The 14,260-nt window shown below is 59.8% G+C and carries 17 protein-coding genes; 4 read left to right on the top strand and 13 right to left on the bottom strand.

The genetic code is table 11. From position 1 onward, the window contains the following. Positions 1-44 precede the first annotated feature (44 nt). From HNQ36_RS13385 to HNQ36_RS13325, 13 genes are all read right to left on the bottom strand, one after another. Positions 45-380 carry a hypothetical protein gene (locus HNQ36_RS13385; RefSeq protein ID WP_184085782.1) on the bottom strand — a complete coding sequence of 112 codons (336 nt, stop codon included), beginning with the start codon at positions 378-380 and terminating at the stop codon, positions 45-47. A gap of 149 nt (positions 381-529) precedes the next feature. Then, positions 530-1,246, bottom strand: a complete 717-nt coding sequence (locus HNQ36_RS13380; protein ID WP_184085780.1) for an MgtC/SapB family protein — start codon at positions 1,244-1,246, stop codon at positions 530-532. Between the two features lie 16 nt (positions 1,247-1,262). Beyond that, the gene (locus HNQ36_RS13375) at positions 1,263-2,282 is read right to left on the bottom strand and encodes a WD40 repeat domain-containing protein (RefSeq protein WP_184085778.1); all 1,020 of its coding nucleotides are present in this window, start codon (positions 2,280-2,282) and stop codon (positions 1,263-1,265) included. Further along, entirely contained in the window at positions 2,282-3,340 is a 1,059-nt protein-coding gene (locus HNQ36_RS13370; protein ID WP_184085776.1) for a CobW family GTP-binding protein, read from the bottom strand. The genes HNQ36_RS13375 and HNQ36_RS13370 overlap by 1 nt, the downstream gene beginning before the upstream one ends. A gap of 50 nt (positions 3,341-3,390) precedes the next feature. Next, entirely contained in the window at positions 3,391-4,302 is a 912-nt protein-coding gene (locus tag HNQ36_RS13365) for a metal ABC transporter solute-binding protein, Zn/Mn family (RefSeq protein WP_184085774.1), read from the bottom strand. Between the two features lie 9 nt (positions 4,303-4,311). Then, complete coding sequence (locus HNQ36_RS13360) at positions 4,312-5,181, bottom strand: metal ABC transporter permease (RefSeq protein ID WP_184085772.1); 870 nt, start codon at positions 5,179-5,181, stop codon at positions 4,312-4,314. A gap of 4 nt (positions 5,182-5,185) precedes the next feature. Further along, the gene (locus HNQ36_RS13355) at positions 5,186-5,938 is read right to left on the bottom strand and encodes a metal ABC transporter ATP-binding protein (protein WP_184085770.1); all 753 of its coding nucleotides are present in this window, start codon (positions 5,936-5,938) and stop codon (positions 5,186-5,188) included. 2 nt (positions 5,939-5,940) lie between these two features. After that, on the bottom strand, positions 5,941-6,138 hold the full coding sequence (locus tag HNQ36_RS13350) for a hypothetical protein (RefSeq protein ID WP_046828795.1): 198 nt from the start codon (positions 6,136-6,138) through the stop codon (positions 5,941-5,943). A 115-nt stretch (positions 6,139-6,253) separates the two neighbouring features. After that, on the bottom strand, positions 6,254-6,751 hold the full coding sequence (locus HNQ36_RS13345) for a hypothetical protein (protein ID WP_184085768.1): 498 nt from the start codon (positions 6,749-6,751) through the stop codon (positions 6,254-6,256). Continuing rightward, positions 6,748-7,338 (bottom strand): permease, encoded by a 591-nt coding sequence (locus HNQ36_RS13340; RefSeq protein WP_184085766.1) that lies wholly within the window; start codon positions 7,336-7,338, stop codon positions 6,748-6,750. The genes HNQ36_RS13345 and HNQ36_RS13340 overlap by 4 nt, the downstream gene beginning before the upstream one ends. Before the next feature lie 16 nt (positions 7,339-7,354). Next, entirely contained in the window at positions 7,355-7,729 is a 375-nt protein-coding gene (crcB, locus tag HNQ36_RS13335) for a fluoride efflux transporter CrcB (RefSeq protein ID WP_184085764.1), read from the bottom strand. A gap of 74 nt (positions 7,730-7,803) precedes the next feature. Further along, entirely contained in the window at positions 7,804-8,403 is a 600-nt protein-coding gene (locus tag HNQ36_RS13330; RefSeq protein ID WP_184085762.1) for a superoxide dismutase, read from the bottom strand. Positions 8,404-8,547: 144 nt separating this feature from the next. After that, complete coding sequence (locus tag HNQ36_RS13325; protein ID WP_184085760.1) at positions 8,548-9,789, bottom strand: MFS transporter; 1,242 nt, start codon at positions 9,787-9,789, stop codon at positions 8,548-8,550. A gap of 107 nt (positions 9,790-9,896) precedes the next feature. Here HNQ36_RS13325 and HNQ36_RS13320 point away from each other — a divergent pair, with 107 nt between their 5' ends. From HNQ36_RS13320 to HNQ36_RS13305, 4 genes are all read left to right on the top strand, one after another. Continuing rightward, a complete protein-coding gene (locus HNQ36_RS13320; RefSeq protein WP_184085758.1) occupies positions 9,897-10,424 on the top strand; it encodes a GNAT family N-acetyltransferase in 528 nt (175 codons plus the stop codon). Between the two features lie 99 nt (positions 10,425-10,523). After that, positions 10,524-11,012, top strand: coding sequence for a cupin domain-containing protein (locus HNQ36_RS13315; protein ID WP_184085756.1), 489 nt, complete (start codon positions 10,524-10,526; stop codon positions 11,010-11,012). A gap of 471 nt (positions 11,013-11,483) precedes the next feature. Next, positions 11,484-12,803, top strand: coding sequence for a DUF4365 domain-containing protein (locus HNQ36_RS13310; protein WP_184085754.1), 1,320 nt, complete (start codon positions 11,484-11,486; stop codon positions 12,801-12,803). Continuing rightward, positions 12,800-14,254: an argonaute/piwi family protein gene (locus tag HNQ36_RS13305; RefSeq protein ID WP_184085752.1), complete on the top strand. Its 1,455-nt coding sequence runs from the start codon at positions 12,800-12,802 to the stop codon at positions 14,252-14,254. Before HNQ36_RS13310 ends, HNQ36_RS13305 begins: the two co-directional genes overlap by 4 nt. Positions 14,255-14,260: the final 6 nt, after the last annotated feature.

Raw genomic sequence — 14,260 nt, 5'->3', positions numbered from 1 at the left:
CTGGCCTTTCTTGTTTGTGCGGTTTGGCTCTGGCTTTTTGGTCGCTAGTTCTTGATCGGCTCGCCCATTTTCTCTGCAGGCGCAGGCGGAAGCGCCGGCTTCGCGCCGCTCTTCTGAGCATCGGCATCGGGCCGCGCTGGCTCAGGCGCGGGAGTTGTGGGCCTTGTGCCGCCCGGCATCGGCTCTGCAGGACCATCACTCTTACCAGCCGGAACGGACGGAGAAGGCTCAGACGGCTGCGTTGTCTGCGCGAACTGGATTTGACCATGCGACGCCAGTTGCATCAGCGAAATACCTGACAACGTCAGTCCGCCCGCGATCAAAATCGCGGACAGGATGAAATCGATTCGATTGGTTCGTCGCTTTTCATCTGGAGTCATCTCGGCACCCGTTCATCGCCCATGAACAGAGCCAACGGATGGTCACAACGATGGTTCCGGCATTTGCCGGTGCCCGCGGTGTCGCACTCAATGAATTGTGAATGAAAACGCGGAACCATCTTGGCGACTGGCGATGCCATGTCGCGAATTCAGTCCTTGGTGCTGACATCCCATGTCGCGTGCCGAACGCCGGGCCGCCGCGCCAGATCGGCTGTGACGGCATCGAGTTCTTTGGCTTCGACCGCCGTGCTCACGAGCGTGGCGGCGATTTCAACGACGCCCTCGGCACGATCAATGACATTGACATCGCTCACCGGGTAGTGTGCCGCTTCCAACTTCTCAACCAGAAGCTCGCGCACTGCATCCATCGATGCGGTATCCACGGTAAGCCTGAATTCGTAGGTCGCTTCCGACGCGCGCGCGTCCAGCGGACTGCGGTTGATCGCATTGACCAGCGGCCGCAGCAGCGTATTGCCCGCAAGCACGAACACCGTCAGCGCGACAGCCTGCGCCAGCATATCCGCTCCGGCGCAGCAACCGACCGCCGCTGAACTCCATAATGTCGCGGCGGTGTTCAGGCCACGGACATTCATGCCTTCCTTCATGATCACGCCGGCGCCAAGGAAGCCAATCCCGGACACCACATAGGCAATCACGCGCACCGCCCCATCGGCGCCGGCAAGCTGCATGGCCAGATCGACGAAGGCGGCGGCTCCCACCGCAACCAGCACGTTGGTTCTCAATCCTGCTGTTCGCAGACGATACTGGCGCTCGGCTCCGATCAGGGTGCCGAGAACAAACGCCGCCGTCAGGCTGACGAGGGTGTCGAGGAAATCATAGGTCTGGAAAGTCGTCAGGAAGCGCATGGCGCCTGATTACTCACTACAGAGCAAGCAGTCCAGCATCGCCGTCTTCGGCTGCAAAAGCGAGCAGCGATCCCTTTGCATTCCATGACAGCGCCGCAACCGGCTCGCCCGCATTCCTGCGCACAAGGATTTCCGCGCCGTCCTCGATGCGCACCATCAGAACGGTGCCGTCGCTGTAGCCCACCGCGAAGACCTCTTCCTTCGGGTTGCACGCCACCACCGTCGCCTTGGCCTGCAGCGGCGCCAGCATCAACGGCTCCTTGCCCATCGGGCCGTCCTTGCTCGCGAACGGCCACAGGATGACGCTGTCCGACCCGGAGGTGGCGAGGAATTTCCCGCCCGCGCTCCACGACATCGAGCGTACCCGTGCGGGATAGCCAGTCATTCGCATGTGCCGCGAGTCGGCCAGCCGCCAGCCGTGCAGCGACGATTCATGCATCGTTGTGACAAGGAAGCGATTGTCGGCGCTGAAGGTGACGCCGAGATGCGATCCCTTCCATTCGAGAAATTCGGGTTTCGCACCCATATTGGGAAACCACAGTGTCACGCCGTTGTAATGCGCAACCGCGAGCCGCACGCCCTTTGGCGCGAAGGCCAAACCGCCCACTGTCGATGGGACGTCGACCGATTTCTCTTCGCCCTTCGGCGCCCGGACAAAGGCCGTCTTTCCGGCGGACCACGCTACCGCACCATCCGCATGCAAGGCGACGTTATCGATCCAGCGGCGCTTGGCGTCGGTCGCGAGCGTTTCGATGTTCGACTTGGCATCGATCGATGTCAGCTTGCCGTCGTCGCCGCCCATCACGACGCGTTTGCCATCGGACGCCGAGCACAGGATGCCGCCGCCATGCACGGCGACGACATTCGTTTCGCCTTCGCCGGTCGCAAACGTCACGTTTTCTTCCGCACCGACGAACGCCGCAACGTCGCCGAGGAAATGTACGGCGGTCGCAGGCGCATCGAGCTTTACGTTCGTGACGCGATCAGTGACGGAGACGATGGAGGCCGTCTCCGGGGCCGGATTGAAGTCTGTCATCACGCAATGGTTTTCGCGAAGCCGTCACGGATTGCCTGTTCCGGCAATTCACGACCGATGAACACGAGGCGGCTCTCGCGTACCTCGTCCTGTTTCCATTTCCGCTGGTGGTCGCCTTCCAGCATCATGTGGACGCCCTGAAATACATAGCGGTCGTCGTCGCCCTTGAACGAGAGAATGCCCTTGGAGCGCAGGATTTTTTCGCCGTCCTTGGCGACCAGTTCCTGCAACCACGGCATGAACTTGGTCGGATCGACCGGCTTGTCGGTACGCAGCGACAGCGACTGCATGTCCTCATCGTGATAGTGCTTCATGCCGCCGTGGGAATGACCGTGGTCGTGATGATGATCGTGGCCGTGATGGCCATGGTGATGATGATCGTGGTCATGGTCATGACCGCCATCGTCGAGAAACTCCGGCTCAAGCTCCAGAATACGATCAAGATCGAACGCGCCGCGCTCCAGCACGTCCGACAGCTTGACCTGTGCGCGCTCGGTCCGGTGGAGCGTCGCATAGGGATTGATCGCACGGATGCGGGCCTCGACCTCGGCCAGTTCGGGCTTCGTGACCAGATCGGTCTTGTTCAGCACGATAACGTCGGCGAAGGCGATCTGGTTCTTGGCTTCGGGCGCATCCTTGAGGCGATCGCTCAACCACTTGGCGTCGGCCACCGTCACTACCGCATCGAGCATGGTCTTCTCGCGCACGTCCTCGTCGACGAAGAACGTCTGCGCCACCGGCGCGGGATCGGCGAGACCGGTGGTTTCCAGAATGATGGCGTCGAACTTGCCCTTGCGCTTCATCAGACCGTCGATGATGCGAACAAGGTCGCCGCGCACGGTGCAGCAGACGCAGCCGTTGTTCATTTCGAACACTTCTTCGTCCGCGCCGACAATCAGATCGTTATCGATTCCGATCTCGCCAAATTCGTTGACGATCACCGCGTATTTCTTGCCGTGGTTCTCGGACAGGATGCGGTTCAGCAGCGTGGTTTTTCCGGCACCGAGGTAGCCGGTCAGAACGGTCACGGGGATCTTGTTGGCAGCGGCTTCAGACATGGAATCTCCAGGCAATCATACACGCGCCCGGCGGCGGGGTGGCCCCTGCCCTAGCTCGAAAGCGCGCTCGTCAGGGCCTTTATATTGTGCCGGACCATATCAATGTAAGTGGGTGCTGGCCCCTTTTCGTCGGTCAAACTGTCCGAATACAGCGTTCCGCCGATATTCGCCCCGGTCTCGGCGGCGATCCGCCGCATCAGCCGCGGATCGCTGACATTTTCCAGAAAAACAGCAGGAATTTTCTGCTTTTTGATCTGGGTGATAATAGCAGCAACGTCCCGGGCGCTGGGCTCCGATTCGGTCGAGACGCCTTGCGGCGCGATGAACTTGATCCCATAGGCGGCGGCGAAATAGCCGAAGGCATCGTGGGTCGAGATCACGCTGCGGCGACCGGGCGGAATTTTCGCCACGGCCTCGCGAATCTCGCGGTCCAGCACATCGAGCTTTGCAAGGTACGCGGCGGCGTTGGCTCTGTAAGCATCCGCACCTGCTGGGTCGGCCGCCATCAGCGCGTCGCGGACGTTGGTGACGTAGGTCTTCGCGTTGACCACCGACTGCCAGGCATGCGGGTCGGCATTACCCGGGCCATGATCGTGGCCGTGGCCATCCTCGATCTTGCGCGTGGCAATGCCCTTGGTGGCGACAATCGTGACCGCCCGGCTTCCGGATGATTTAACCAGACGCGGCAGCCAGCCCTCAAGGCCGAGGCCGTTGACGATCACCAGCTTCGCATCGGTGATCCTCTTCGCGTCGGACGGCGTCGGCGTATAGACATGGGTATCGCTGTTGGGACCGACCAGCATCGTGACACTGACCCGCTCGCCACCGATGTTCTTCGCAAAGTCACCGAGGATCGAGAACGTCGCGACCACGTTGAGAGGCCCGTCGGTCGCCTGTTGTGCGGCGACGGGAGCGACGGCCAGAGCCAGTACAGCAACGATGACGCTTATAAATCGAAGCACAGCTTCTCCTCACGCTTCGAGATGACGGCCCGGAAAGAGCTGACGCACCAGACCGCTGACGCTGCCGAACAAGACCGACACCACATACAGTCCCGCACATACGAGGATGATCGCCGGTCCCGACGGCACCTTGGTGTGGAACGACAGCAGCAAGCCTGCAAACCCCGACAGCGCGGCACTTGCGACCGCGACCCCGATCATGCCGGTAATGTCGCGCGACCAGAACCGCGCTATGCCTGCGGGCAGGATCATCAGCCCCACCGCAAGCAGCGTGCCGAGGGCGTGAAAGCCGTTGACCAGATTGATGACGACCAGCGCGAGGAACGCCAGATGCGCGGGCGCACCGGCCCGGCTCACTGTGCGCAGGAACACCGGATCGACGCACTCAATCACCAGCGGCCGATAGATCACCGCCAGCACCAGCAGCGTGACGGTGGCATTGAACGCGATCACCAGCAGCGTCTGGTCGTCCATCGCCAGGATGTTGCCGAACAGCACATGCAGCAGGTCGATGTTGGTGCCCTTGATCGACACGATGGCGACGCCGAGCGCAAGCGACACCAGATAGAATGCGGCCAAGGAAGCGTCTTCCTTCAGTTCGGTGGTGCGCGCGACCAGACCCGACAGAATCGCGACCGTGAAACCCGCAACCAGCCCACCGAAGGTCATCGCGAACAGGTTAAGGCCGGACAGCAGGAATCCGATGGCCGCGCCCGGCAGGATCGCGTGCGCCATGGCGTCGCCGACAAGGCTCATTCGCCGCAGCATCAGGAACACGCCGATGGGTGCACCGCCCAGTGCCAGCGCAATCACACCGGCCAGCGCGCGGCGCATAAATTCGAATTCCGTGAAAGGCGCGATCAGCGCGTCATAGATCATGAGATCACGCTGCCTGCGATGGCGTGTCGACGCACGGCGCAGCACCATCGTCGAAGGCTTCGCACATGTGCCGCGCGGCCAGCAGGTTTTCCTGCGTCAGAACCTCGGGCGTCTTGCCCCACGCCACTTTTGAGCGCGCCAGCAATAGGGTCTCGGGGAAATTCGCGCGGACCAATTCCATGTCGTGCAGTGCCGCCAGCACCGTGCGCTTTTCGGCGTGCCAGCGCCGCACCAGTGCGACGAGATCGGCGGACGTCTTGGCGTCGATGGCGTTGAAAGGCTCATCCAGCACGATGACGCGCGCATCCTGCAACAATACCCGCGCAAACAGCATGCGCTGCATCTGGCCGCCGGACAGCGTGCCGATCGGGCGATTTTCGAATCCGCTCAAGCCCACCGCGGCGAGCGCCTCCGTAATCCGCGCATGCTCGTTCTTGCCGAGTCCGCCGAAGATGCCCCTGCGGCGCCACAGGCCGGTGCCGACGAAATCGTAGACCGAGATCGGAAAGCTGCGGTCGATATCGGCGGTCTGCGGCAGATAGGCGATGTCGCGCGGATTGAGATCGCCGAGTCCGATGACACCGGCGAGCGGCTTGAGGATGCCGACGATACCGCGAAACAGCGTCGACTTGCCGGCACCGTTGGGGCCAACCACCGCCACCAGAGCGCCGGCGACGACCTCGCCGCTCAGGTGATGCACGGCGGGATGGCGGTCGTAGCCGAGCGTCACATCGCGGAATGTCAGTTGCGCGGACATGCTCACCTCATCGCCGTCAGCACGACGGCCCACAGAACCGCGCTGATCGCCGCAGCGGCTGCCAGACGCGCTGCCAGCGTCATCCGCAGGATCGACCAATGGACCGGCTGCGCCGGATGCGGCGATGCTGGGCCATGGCTGTGCGAATGAGGACCGTGTGAATGGTCGTGAGCGTGGGAATGCCCGTGCGAATGGGCCATGAGGTCCGCTTTCCAGGTCTAGTGAGGCTGAGAGGCGCTGGGACCCCTCACAATGCTCAAGAATGTTATATTATAACATAACCCGCGTCCATGGTTCCGCAATGCGGTCTGGAGCCTATGGTTTCCCGATCACCATCACGATGGCGGCAGCCAGGAACGGGAACGGGAGCGAGACCAGTGCCCGGAACCAGACGAACCGGGCCGGCATGAAGGGGATTTCCCACAGGATCAGCCGCTGGAACGCGAACAGGGCCCAGGCAACGATATAGGCGACCACCTGAGGCATTCCGCCGCCACTTTTGAGCGCGACCGCCCCGATGGAAAAGCCGATCACCGGTCCACCCGGCGTCGCCGCACCGGCAACCACAGCCGTCGCAATCCCGAGCCATCCGGTATCCGGCCCCAACCCACCGACGATCACCTCCGAGGGAATGATGGCGGCGATGAAGCCCGACCCGATCACACCGAGCGCGATCCGCGGCACGATGTTGATGAAGTCCATCCCGCCCTTGCGCAGTGCGACGGTCAACACGGCCTTGTCCTGCCGCCACGCGATGATGCTCACGCCGATCAGCGAGCCCCACAACAGGATGTCGATGATGAGCGCGGTCACAGCTTGAACCTGTGACGAACGCGGACATAGACAAAGCGCCCCAACGCACCAGCGAGAATCGGCATCGGCAGCGAAATCACGATGCGCCAGAGCGTGAAATCCGCGCCCATGATCGGCATCTCCCACGCCACCGCACGGCCGTAGCCGATCAGTGTCCAGCTCACCACCATGGCGATGGTGGCGCCAAAGTCCGCACCGACCGCCAGAAGCGCACTAGCCACCGGATAGGCGGTAAACGGGCCGCCCGGCAGGATCGCTCCGAACGCCGTGCCGATCAGCAGACCCTTCAGCCCGGATTCAGGCCCGAGTGACTTTGAGACCTTGTCGTGCGGCAGAACCGACGCGATCAATCCGCCGAGCAGGCAGCCCGCCAGCACGCGCGGCATGATTTCGCCGAACAGGGAAACGTCGTGGACGAGAATGGCCCAGACACCATCGAAACCATCACGCCGCCAGACCAGCACGGCGCTGATCGCAACAAGTACTGCGATGATGAACGTCGACCAGCCGAACGGCTTGCCCTTGCGGCGCGGGCTCGCGCCCTCGCCGTTCTCAGCAGGTTCGGTTTTTAGCGGGGGGTCGGACAAAAACGGTCTCTTGCTCTCACGCGAAATGCCGCACCAGCGCGAGGCCTGCCACCAGCCCCGCGATCGACAGCACCACCGATCCCACAACGTAGAACAGCGCCATTCCCATCTCGCCGCGCTCATAGAGCGTGACCGCATCCAGCGAGAACGCCGAAAACGTGGTGTAGCCGCCGAGGATACCGGTCATGATGAACAGCCGCCACGGCTGCGACGCATCGCCCTTGAAAGCGAGATAGCCGGCGATGAGACCCATCACCAGCGAGCCCGTGATGTTGATCAGGAAAGTCCCGTAGGGAAAGTTGAGACCCCACGCGCGAGCGCAGCCGACATTGACCGCATGCCGAAGCGACGCGCCCAGCCCACCACCGACAAAGACAAGAAGATAGTTCACCAACATTCAGGCCGATTGGGACATCGTCTCAAAAAAGGGGCCGCGAAATGCGACCCCTCGGTTGATTGCAGTGGTTACGCCGCTTTCGCGTACAGCGACTCGACGTATTCCCAGTTCACGAGGTGATCGACGAACGCCTTCAGATAATCAGGGCGGCGATTGCGGTAGTCGATGTAGTAGGAGTGCTCCCACACGTCGACGCCGAGGATCGGCGTTGCGCCGTGAACCAGCGGGCTTTCGCCGTTCGGGGTCTTGGAGATTTCGAGCTTGCCGTTCTTGACCGAGAGCCAGGCCCAGCCGGAGCCGAACTGGCCGACGCCTGCCGCGGCGAAATCGGTCTTGAACTTTTCGAGACCGCCGAGATCCTGATCGATCTGCTTGGCGAGCTTGCCGGGGAGCTTGTCGCCGCCACCGTTAGGCTTCATCCAGTTCCAGAAATGCAGATGGTTGTAGTGCTGACCGGCATTGTTGAAGAGCGGCGCGTTCTTGCCGAACGAACCCTTCACGATGTCTTCAAGGGACTTGCCCTCGAACTCAGTGCCTTTCAGCAGATTGTTGCCGTTGGTCACGTAAGCCTGGTGATGCTTGTCGTGATGATACTCGAGCGTCTCCTTCGACATGTAGGGCTGGAGCGCATCGTGGGCATAAGGCAGATTCGGGAGCGTGAAGGTCATGGGTCTACTTCCGGAAATTGTGGGTGACGAGGTGTCAACGCGGCGCACTATAGAAGGTTTCCCGGGGAGGGAAACAGATATGCCGCGCTGAATATATAGCCCAACGCCGCCCCTCGCGGAGGCAGCATTCTTGCTGGCGGACTTTTATGCCGCTTTCGGGAGCGCGCCGGCCAGGTCGTCCTTGGCTTTCGGCGGCCGCACATTCATCAACATCTGGAATGATCCTGCGATCAATCCGATGATGACCGCGCCCTTCCAGGCCATGTCATAGCTGCCGAGGTGATCGAAAATCAGCCCACTGCCCCATGCGCCAATGAAAGATCCAACCTGATGGCTGAAGAAGGCGATGCCGGTCAGGGTCGCCATGTAGCGGAGCCCGAACAACTGCGCGACGAGCCCGTTCACCAGCGGAATCACTCCGAGCCAGAGCGAACCCATCACCGCTGCGAAGATCAGCGTCGAAGCAGGCGTGGCGGGCAGGATGAAATACACCGCGATCGCCAGCGACCGCACGATGTAAATGCCGCCCAGCAACAGCTGCTTGGGATAACGTCCGCCGAGCCAGCCGAAAAGATACGACCCGAACACGTTGAAAAGCCCGATCAGCGCCAGCGCCGATGCGCCAAGCGAGGGATCGAGACCGCAGATCGCAAGATAGTTCGGCAGATGTGTCGTGATGAAGACAAGCTGGAGCCCGCACACAAAGAACGCCACGGCCATAATCACGTAGCCGGAATGTCCGAGCGCCGACTGAACCACCGCGCCAAGCGACTGATTGAGTTGGTCTGCCTTATCCAGCTCGATCTTGTCGGCACCGCCAGCGCTGAATGCCGACGGCAGCATCACGCAAGCGAGGGCGACGAAGCCGACCAGCGCAATCTGCCAACCCGCGGTCGAGATCAGGGTTTGCGCCAGCGGCGATGCGATGACGAGGCCGATCGAGCCAGCGGCGGAGATCGCGCCCATGGTGACGCTGCGCTTGGCTGCGGAGACCGCCCGCGCTGCGACCGTCATGCTCATGCTCGCGGCGGTACAGGACAGCGCGATGCCCACACATATGCCGCAACCGAAGGTAAACATCAGCGCCGTGGTCGAGAAAATCATGGTGACCAAGCCGAGTATGTACACCAGCACACCTGCGAGCATCACGTAACGCGACCCGTACCTGTCGGCGAGGATGCCGACGAAAGGCTGCGTGACGCCCCAGACGATATTCTGGATCGCGGTGGCCAGGGAGAAGTCGGCACTGGTGATCTGGGTATCATGCAGGATCGAGGGCTGGAAAAGCCCGAAGCTCTGCCGCATACCCATCGACAGGCTCAACATGACGGACGCGCCGATCAAAATCGACCACTTCTGATAAGAACTGAGCTGAGCGGCCTGCATTGTAGAAAATTCTCCCGATATGACGCTTATCATTGCATCGGAATCGGCGTTTTACCATCTGCACGGAGAACAATGCTGATGTGCGCCGCGCAAACAGAGGCGATCGAATGAGCAGCATCGAGATCGATATCGCGACCGGTGACACAGCATGGCCCGCCGTAAAACCGCTGTTGTCGGCCGTTTGGCCGCCTGAGATCGTGAAAGCATCGCCGTGGGGCCACACCGTGTTCGCCCATGCCGACCTCCGGGTCATGATCGAGCTGGACGGCGATGTCGTCTGCCATGTCGGGATTTACAGCCGCGCCGGCACCTGGAATGGCCGCAAGGTGGCGATCGGCGGGATCGGCGGCGTCGCGACACGTGAGGACTGCCGCGGCCGAGGCTATGCGACACTTGCCATCAACGCGGCGATCCACACCCTGACCGAGGAGCGCGCCACCGATTTCGGCATGCTGTTCTGTGAGCCGCATAACAATGCATTCTATGAAAAACTCGGCTGGCAGACATTCAACGGCGTTGTTTATGCCGAGCAACCCAGCGGCCGCGCGCCGTTCACTGCGATGGCCCCCTACATTTTCAGGATCAAGCGCCTGCTGCGCGAAGGCACCATCGATCTCTGCGGCCTGCCGTGGTGACGGCAAGACCTAGCTCACGCGACCTCCAGCTTATTGCTCGCCGCCGCCCGAACAGGCTAGCCTCCCGCGATAACAAGAAAAGCAAGGGAGAGAACCACTGTGAAGAAAATCAAAACTGCGCTGACGATCGCTGGGTGCGCCGCCGCTGCGATGATGTTGCAGCATCCGGCAGCGAAGGCCGAGACGGATAGCGATGGCTTCCTTCGAATCAAGCAGGGCGAAGAGCAATACAAGAATCCGTTCGGCGTCGGCGTTGAAGTGGCGACGCTGTTCGGCGACCCGTCGAAGCCCGGAATCTACGTGCTGCGCATCAAGTGGCCACCGGGCATCATGAGCAAGCCGCACAAGCATCCGGAGGATCGCCATGTCGTGGTGCTGTCGGGCACCTGGTACACCGGCACGGGCGAAGCCTTCGAACCAGCCAAGGCTGTTCCGCTCAAGACCGGCGGCTACATGATGCACCCGAACGGCAAGGTCCATTGGGACGGCACGCGCGAGGAAGGTGCAGTTATCCAGATCACCGGATACGGCCCCAGCGGAAATACGTTCAGCAAGCCGGGTGAGCCGCAATTCGGCAAGACCAACTGACACCCGGCGCAGGCCAAACAAAAAGCCGCCCCGAGGGGCGGCTTTAAATTATGCTGATATTTCAGCATCTTATTTGGTTGCGGGGATAGGATTTGAACCTATGACCTTCAGGTTATGAGACAGATTGCCAACGGCACAACTTATTGATTTATTTATAACAAATTCAAGTAAAAATATTTATGTGCTAAAATCTGTGCTAATAAAAAAAGGCCCAAATGACGAATCATTGGGCCGCTTCATAAGCATATTATTGATGCTGCTCTTAGCAAAGGGTTACTTTAAACATCCCTTCTTCGTACATCCGTTTCAGGCGACATGCGCGAACTCTCCATAGTTGGCGCGGTGTCATCGTCAGACCGCACATCAGCATGTCACTTGCAGATACACGCGCGGTACCTGCGCCGTCGGAATATTGCGGATAATTGATTTGAATCCCTTACGGATGTTCTTGACTTGTTCTATCATGTTAGAATGTCCAAAATTATCACGAACAGCCAACTTTTAGGGGAGATAGGCGAGACGGCGGTACGTCTTCGCTTCCTCACCATGGGATTCCAGTTCGACGGCCGTTCCAGGCTAGAGGCTGGAGTCGACGGCATCGCGGAAGTTATGGACAAAGGAAAGCCTCTCGCGCGGATGATCGCCGTGCAGGTGAAGGCCACCGAGTCATCCAGATATGCGTCAGAAGATGACAGAGGCTTCAGTTATCTCTTGCGTGCGGACGATCTGGCCTACTGGCGCGGATCAAACCTTCCGATCATCATCGTTTTGTACCGCAGGTCGGACGAGACGTATTTCTGGAAAGCGGTCGGTCTCGACATAGACGGCGACGGTCGTAAATTGCAGTTCGACAAGACTCGCGACTTACTTGATCAGAATGCCATTGACCGTCTCGCTGACCTCACGGTGCCCAAGGCGGGATTTGGATATTACGTTCCGCCGTTGGGCGGCGGTGAAGAAGCGCTCGTAAACATACTCCCTGTGACATTGCCGCAGGAGGTTTTCGTCGCATCGACTTCGCTTGACGCGAGGAAGGCGGTTTCCGTGCTGCTGGATGCGGATGAACCTGCGCGCTTTGATTGGACGATCAAAGGCGGCACATTCTGGTCGTTCGCCGATCCCCGCGAGTCAAGCTGCAGACACATTGTTGACATCGATCAGGTCGAAGCAATCGATACCGCAGAGATAGCTTTCCACGAGGATCAGGAAGAGCTTCATAACTTTGCATACCTACTCCGAAAAGCACTCGATCATCAGGTGCGCGCGGATCTGGCGTGGAACAAGGATCGCAAGCTGTATTATTTCCGAGCGCTGGCCGAGAACATATCGCGCGCATTCTCTTATGAGGCATCGAAAAAGAAGGCTTCAACGGAGGTCGTTAACGTCGCCTTGAACAAGACCGACAAAACCCGCGTCGACTTCGTCCGTCACCACGCCTTCATACCCCGGTTCGAGCGACTTTTCGATCAGTGGTACCTCGTTATCAATCCCACATACTTCTTCACGACAAACGGTTTCCTCCCTCACTCGTACCCGGCAGCGTTGCTCGCCGGAAAAAAACGCCTCGACAACAGCGCTTCCATCCGGGGGCAAGTTGTGATGTGGCATCGTTTTCTCAGCCGGCTCGATCGCGAAAAGGGAGGGCTGTTCGACGGTGGCTCGTCCGAGGTGCACCTTCGCTTCGGCGAGCCGCCGATCGTTGCGCTCTCGACACGTGTTCCCGAAGACGTTTGGGGTTCTCAAAAGCCCTCGGCAGAACTTGACGATGGGCAGGAGCGCCTATTCGGATGAAGTTCGAAACCAAGATATTCGACGAACCGCATCTGGAGTTTGGTAACAATCACCACCATCCTGATCCGCGACTTGGCCTCTTCGAGGCCGGTCCGCTCCAGATCCCATTGGGTGATGTCGTTCACATTGCCATTGTCGGAGACTCGAAGACCGTCGAGGATACGAAAGCCTTCTTCGTCAACGCTGCTACGGGCTTTAAGGGAAAGGGCGAGAAGCATCCTAATCTGCATCCGGACTTTCCTGGCCTTGGCAACCAGAATCCCTTTCGGTGCAAGTTCGAAATTGCGGAAGGCGCAACAGCGGCGATCTCTCAGTCCAAGATCGACAAGATCCGGAAGGAGCCAAACCACGGCAAGGCCGTTGAGATGGCGGTCGACGAAATCGTACAGCAGCTTCAAACGCTAGATGATGGCAGTCATCGTCCGCATGTTGCAATTGTCGCCCTCCCGGTCAGCCTTATTGAAAGGGTCTGGAACGCGAAGGTGGATTCGAAGGCGACCGTTGAAAAAGACGACAGCGGCGGCTCCGACGCGCCGGATTTCCGAGGGATGCTTAAGGCTAAAGCCATGGGCCTTAGCTTCCCCATTCAAATCGTTTGGGAAGATGTGTTCGACGAAGCCGCAAAGATCCCACGCAAAATAAAGGAAAATCGTGCGCGCAAAATTCAGGACCAGGCGGGCCGGACCTGGAATCTGCTGACGACCCTATACTACAAGGGAACCGGACGTATTCCCTGGCGGAAGATGCCCCACGACGGCGAATTCACTGCCTGTTATATCGGCGTAAGCTTCTACCGCGAAGTCGGAGGCCAGCAGCTCTTTACGAGCGCAGCACAGATGTTCGACGAGAGAGGGCGCGGCTTCATTCTCAAAGGCAGGCGCGCCTTCACAGAGAGCCGCGGAAGACATCCCTACATGACAAAGGCCGATGCGTGCCAGCTGATCAGGAACGCGCTCGCTGCTTACAAAAACCATCACAAGAATTACCCGGCGCGCGTGATCGTTCTCAAGACATCGCAGTTCCGTGAAGAAGAGGCAGATGGCATTCTGGAAGCACTAGACGAGGCCGGCGCCGAGCTTCGCGACCTTGTGTGGGTTCAGGAATCGTATTCAGTGAAAATTCTTCGGGACGGCAACTATCCTGTCATGCGGGGTACGTTCGTTGACCTCGGCGGGAAGGGGCTGCTTTATACAAATGGCAGCATTCCCTACTACGGAACGTATCCGGGCATGTATGATCCGCGACCGCTACTCCTCTGCCCATATAAAGGTAGTGACAGCACTATCGCCCAGATTGCGAGCGAGGTCTTGGCGCTAACAAAGATAAACTGGAACTCGACCCAGATTAATCAGAAGCTGCCTATCCCAATCCGAGCCGCTCGTGCGGTGGGCGAGGTTCTGAAATATGTGACCGACGAGAAAATCAGCTCCGATTATGCTCGTTACATCTAGCGTTGT

The organism is Afipia massiliensis (assembly GCF_014203115.1).
Lineage (GTDB): Bacteria > Pseudomonadota > Alphaproteobacteria > Rhizobiales > Xanthobacteraceae > Afipia > Afipia massiliensis.
The sequence above is the reverse complement of the archived record's forward strand: the minus strand, read 5'-3'. Positions and strand labels throughout refer to the sequence as shown.

Excerpts from the sequence above, each read along its gene's own strand:
- HNQ36_RS13330 (WP_184085762.1), bottom strand. The coding sequence starts at position 8,403 with ATGACCTTCACGCTCCCGAATCTGCCTTATGCCCACGATGCGCTCCAG.
- HNQ36_RS13325 (WP_184085760.1), bottom strand. The coding sequence starts at position 9,789 with ATGCAGGCCGCTCAGCTCAGTTCTTATCAGAAGTGGTCGATTTTGATC.
- HNQ36_RS13320 (WP_184085758.1), top strand. The coding sequence starts at position 9,897 with ATGAGCAGCATCGAGATCGATATCGCGACCGGTGACACAGCATGGCCC.
- HNQ36_RS13350 (WP_046828795.1), bottom strand. The coding sequence starts at position 6,138 with ATGGCCCATTCGCACGGGCATTCCCACGCTCACGACCATTCACACGGT.
- HNQ36_RS13310 (WP_184085754.1), top strand. The coding sequence starts at position 11,484 with ATGTCCAAAATTATCACGAACAGCCAACTTTTAGGGGAGATAGGCGAG.
- HNQ36_RS13360 (WP_184085772.1), bottom strand. The coding sequence starts at position 5,181 with ATGATCTATGACGCGCTGATCGCGCCTTTCACGGAATTCGAATTTATG.
- HNQ36_RS13355 (WP_184085770.1), bottom strand. The coding sequence starts at position 5,938 with ATGTCCGCGCAACTGACATTCCGCGATGTGACGCTCGGCTACGACCGC.
- HNQ36_RS13375 (WP_184085778.1), bottom strand. The coding sequence starts at position 2,282 with ATGACAGACTTCAATCCGGCCCCGGAGACGGCCTCCATCGTCTCCGTC.
- HNQ36_RS13380 (WP_184085780.1), bottom strand. The coding sequence starts at position 1,246 with ATGCGCTTCCTGACGACTTTCCAGACCTATGATTTCCTCGACACCCTC.
- HNQ36_RS13305 (WP_184085752.1), top strand. The coding sequence starts at position 12,800 with ATGAAGTTCGAAACCAAGATATTCGACGAACCGCATCTGGAGTTTGGT.
- HNQ36_RS13370 (WP_184085776.1), bottom strand. The coding sequence starts at position 3,340 with ATGTCTGAAGCCGCTGCCAACAAGATCCCCGTGACCGTTCTGACCGGC.
- HNQ36_RS13385 (WP_184085782.1), bottom strand. The coding sequence starts at position 380 with ATGACTCCAGATGAAAAGCGACGAACCAATCGAATCGATTTCATCCTG.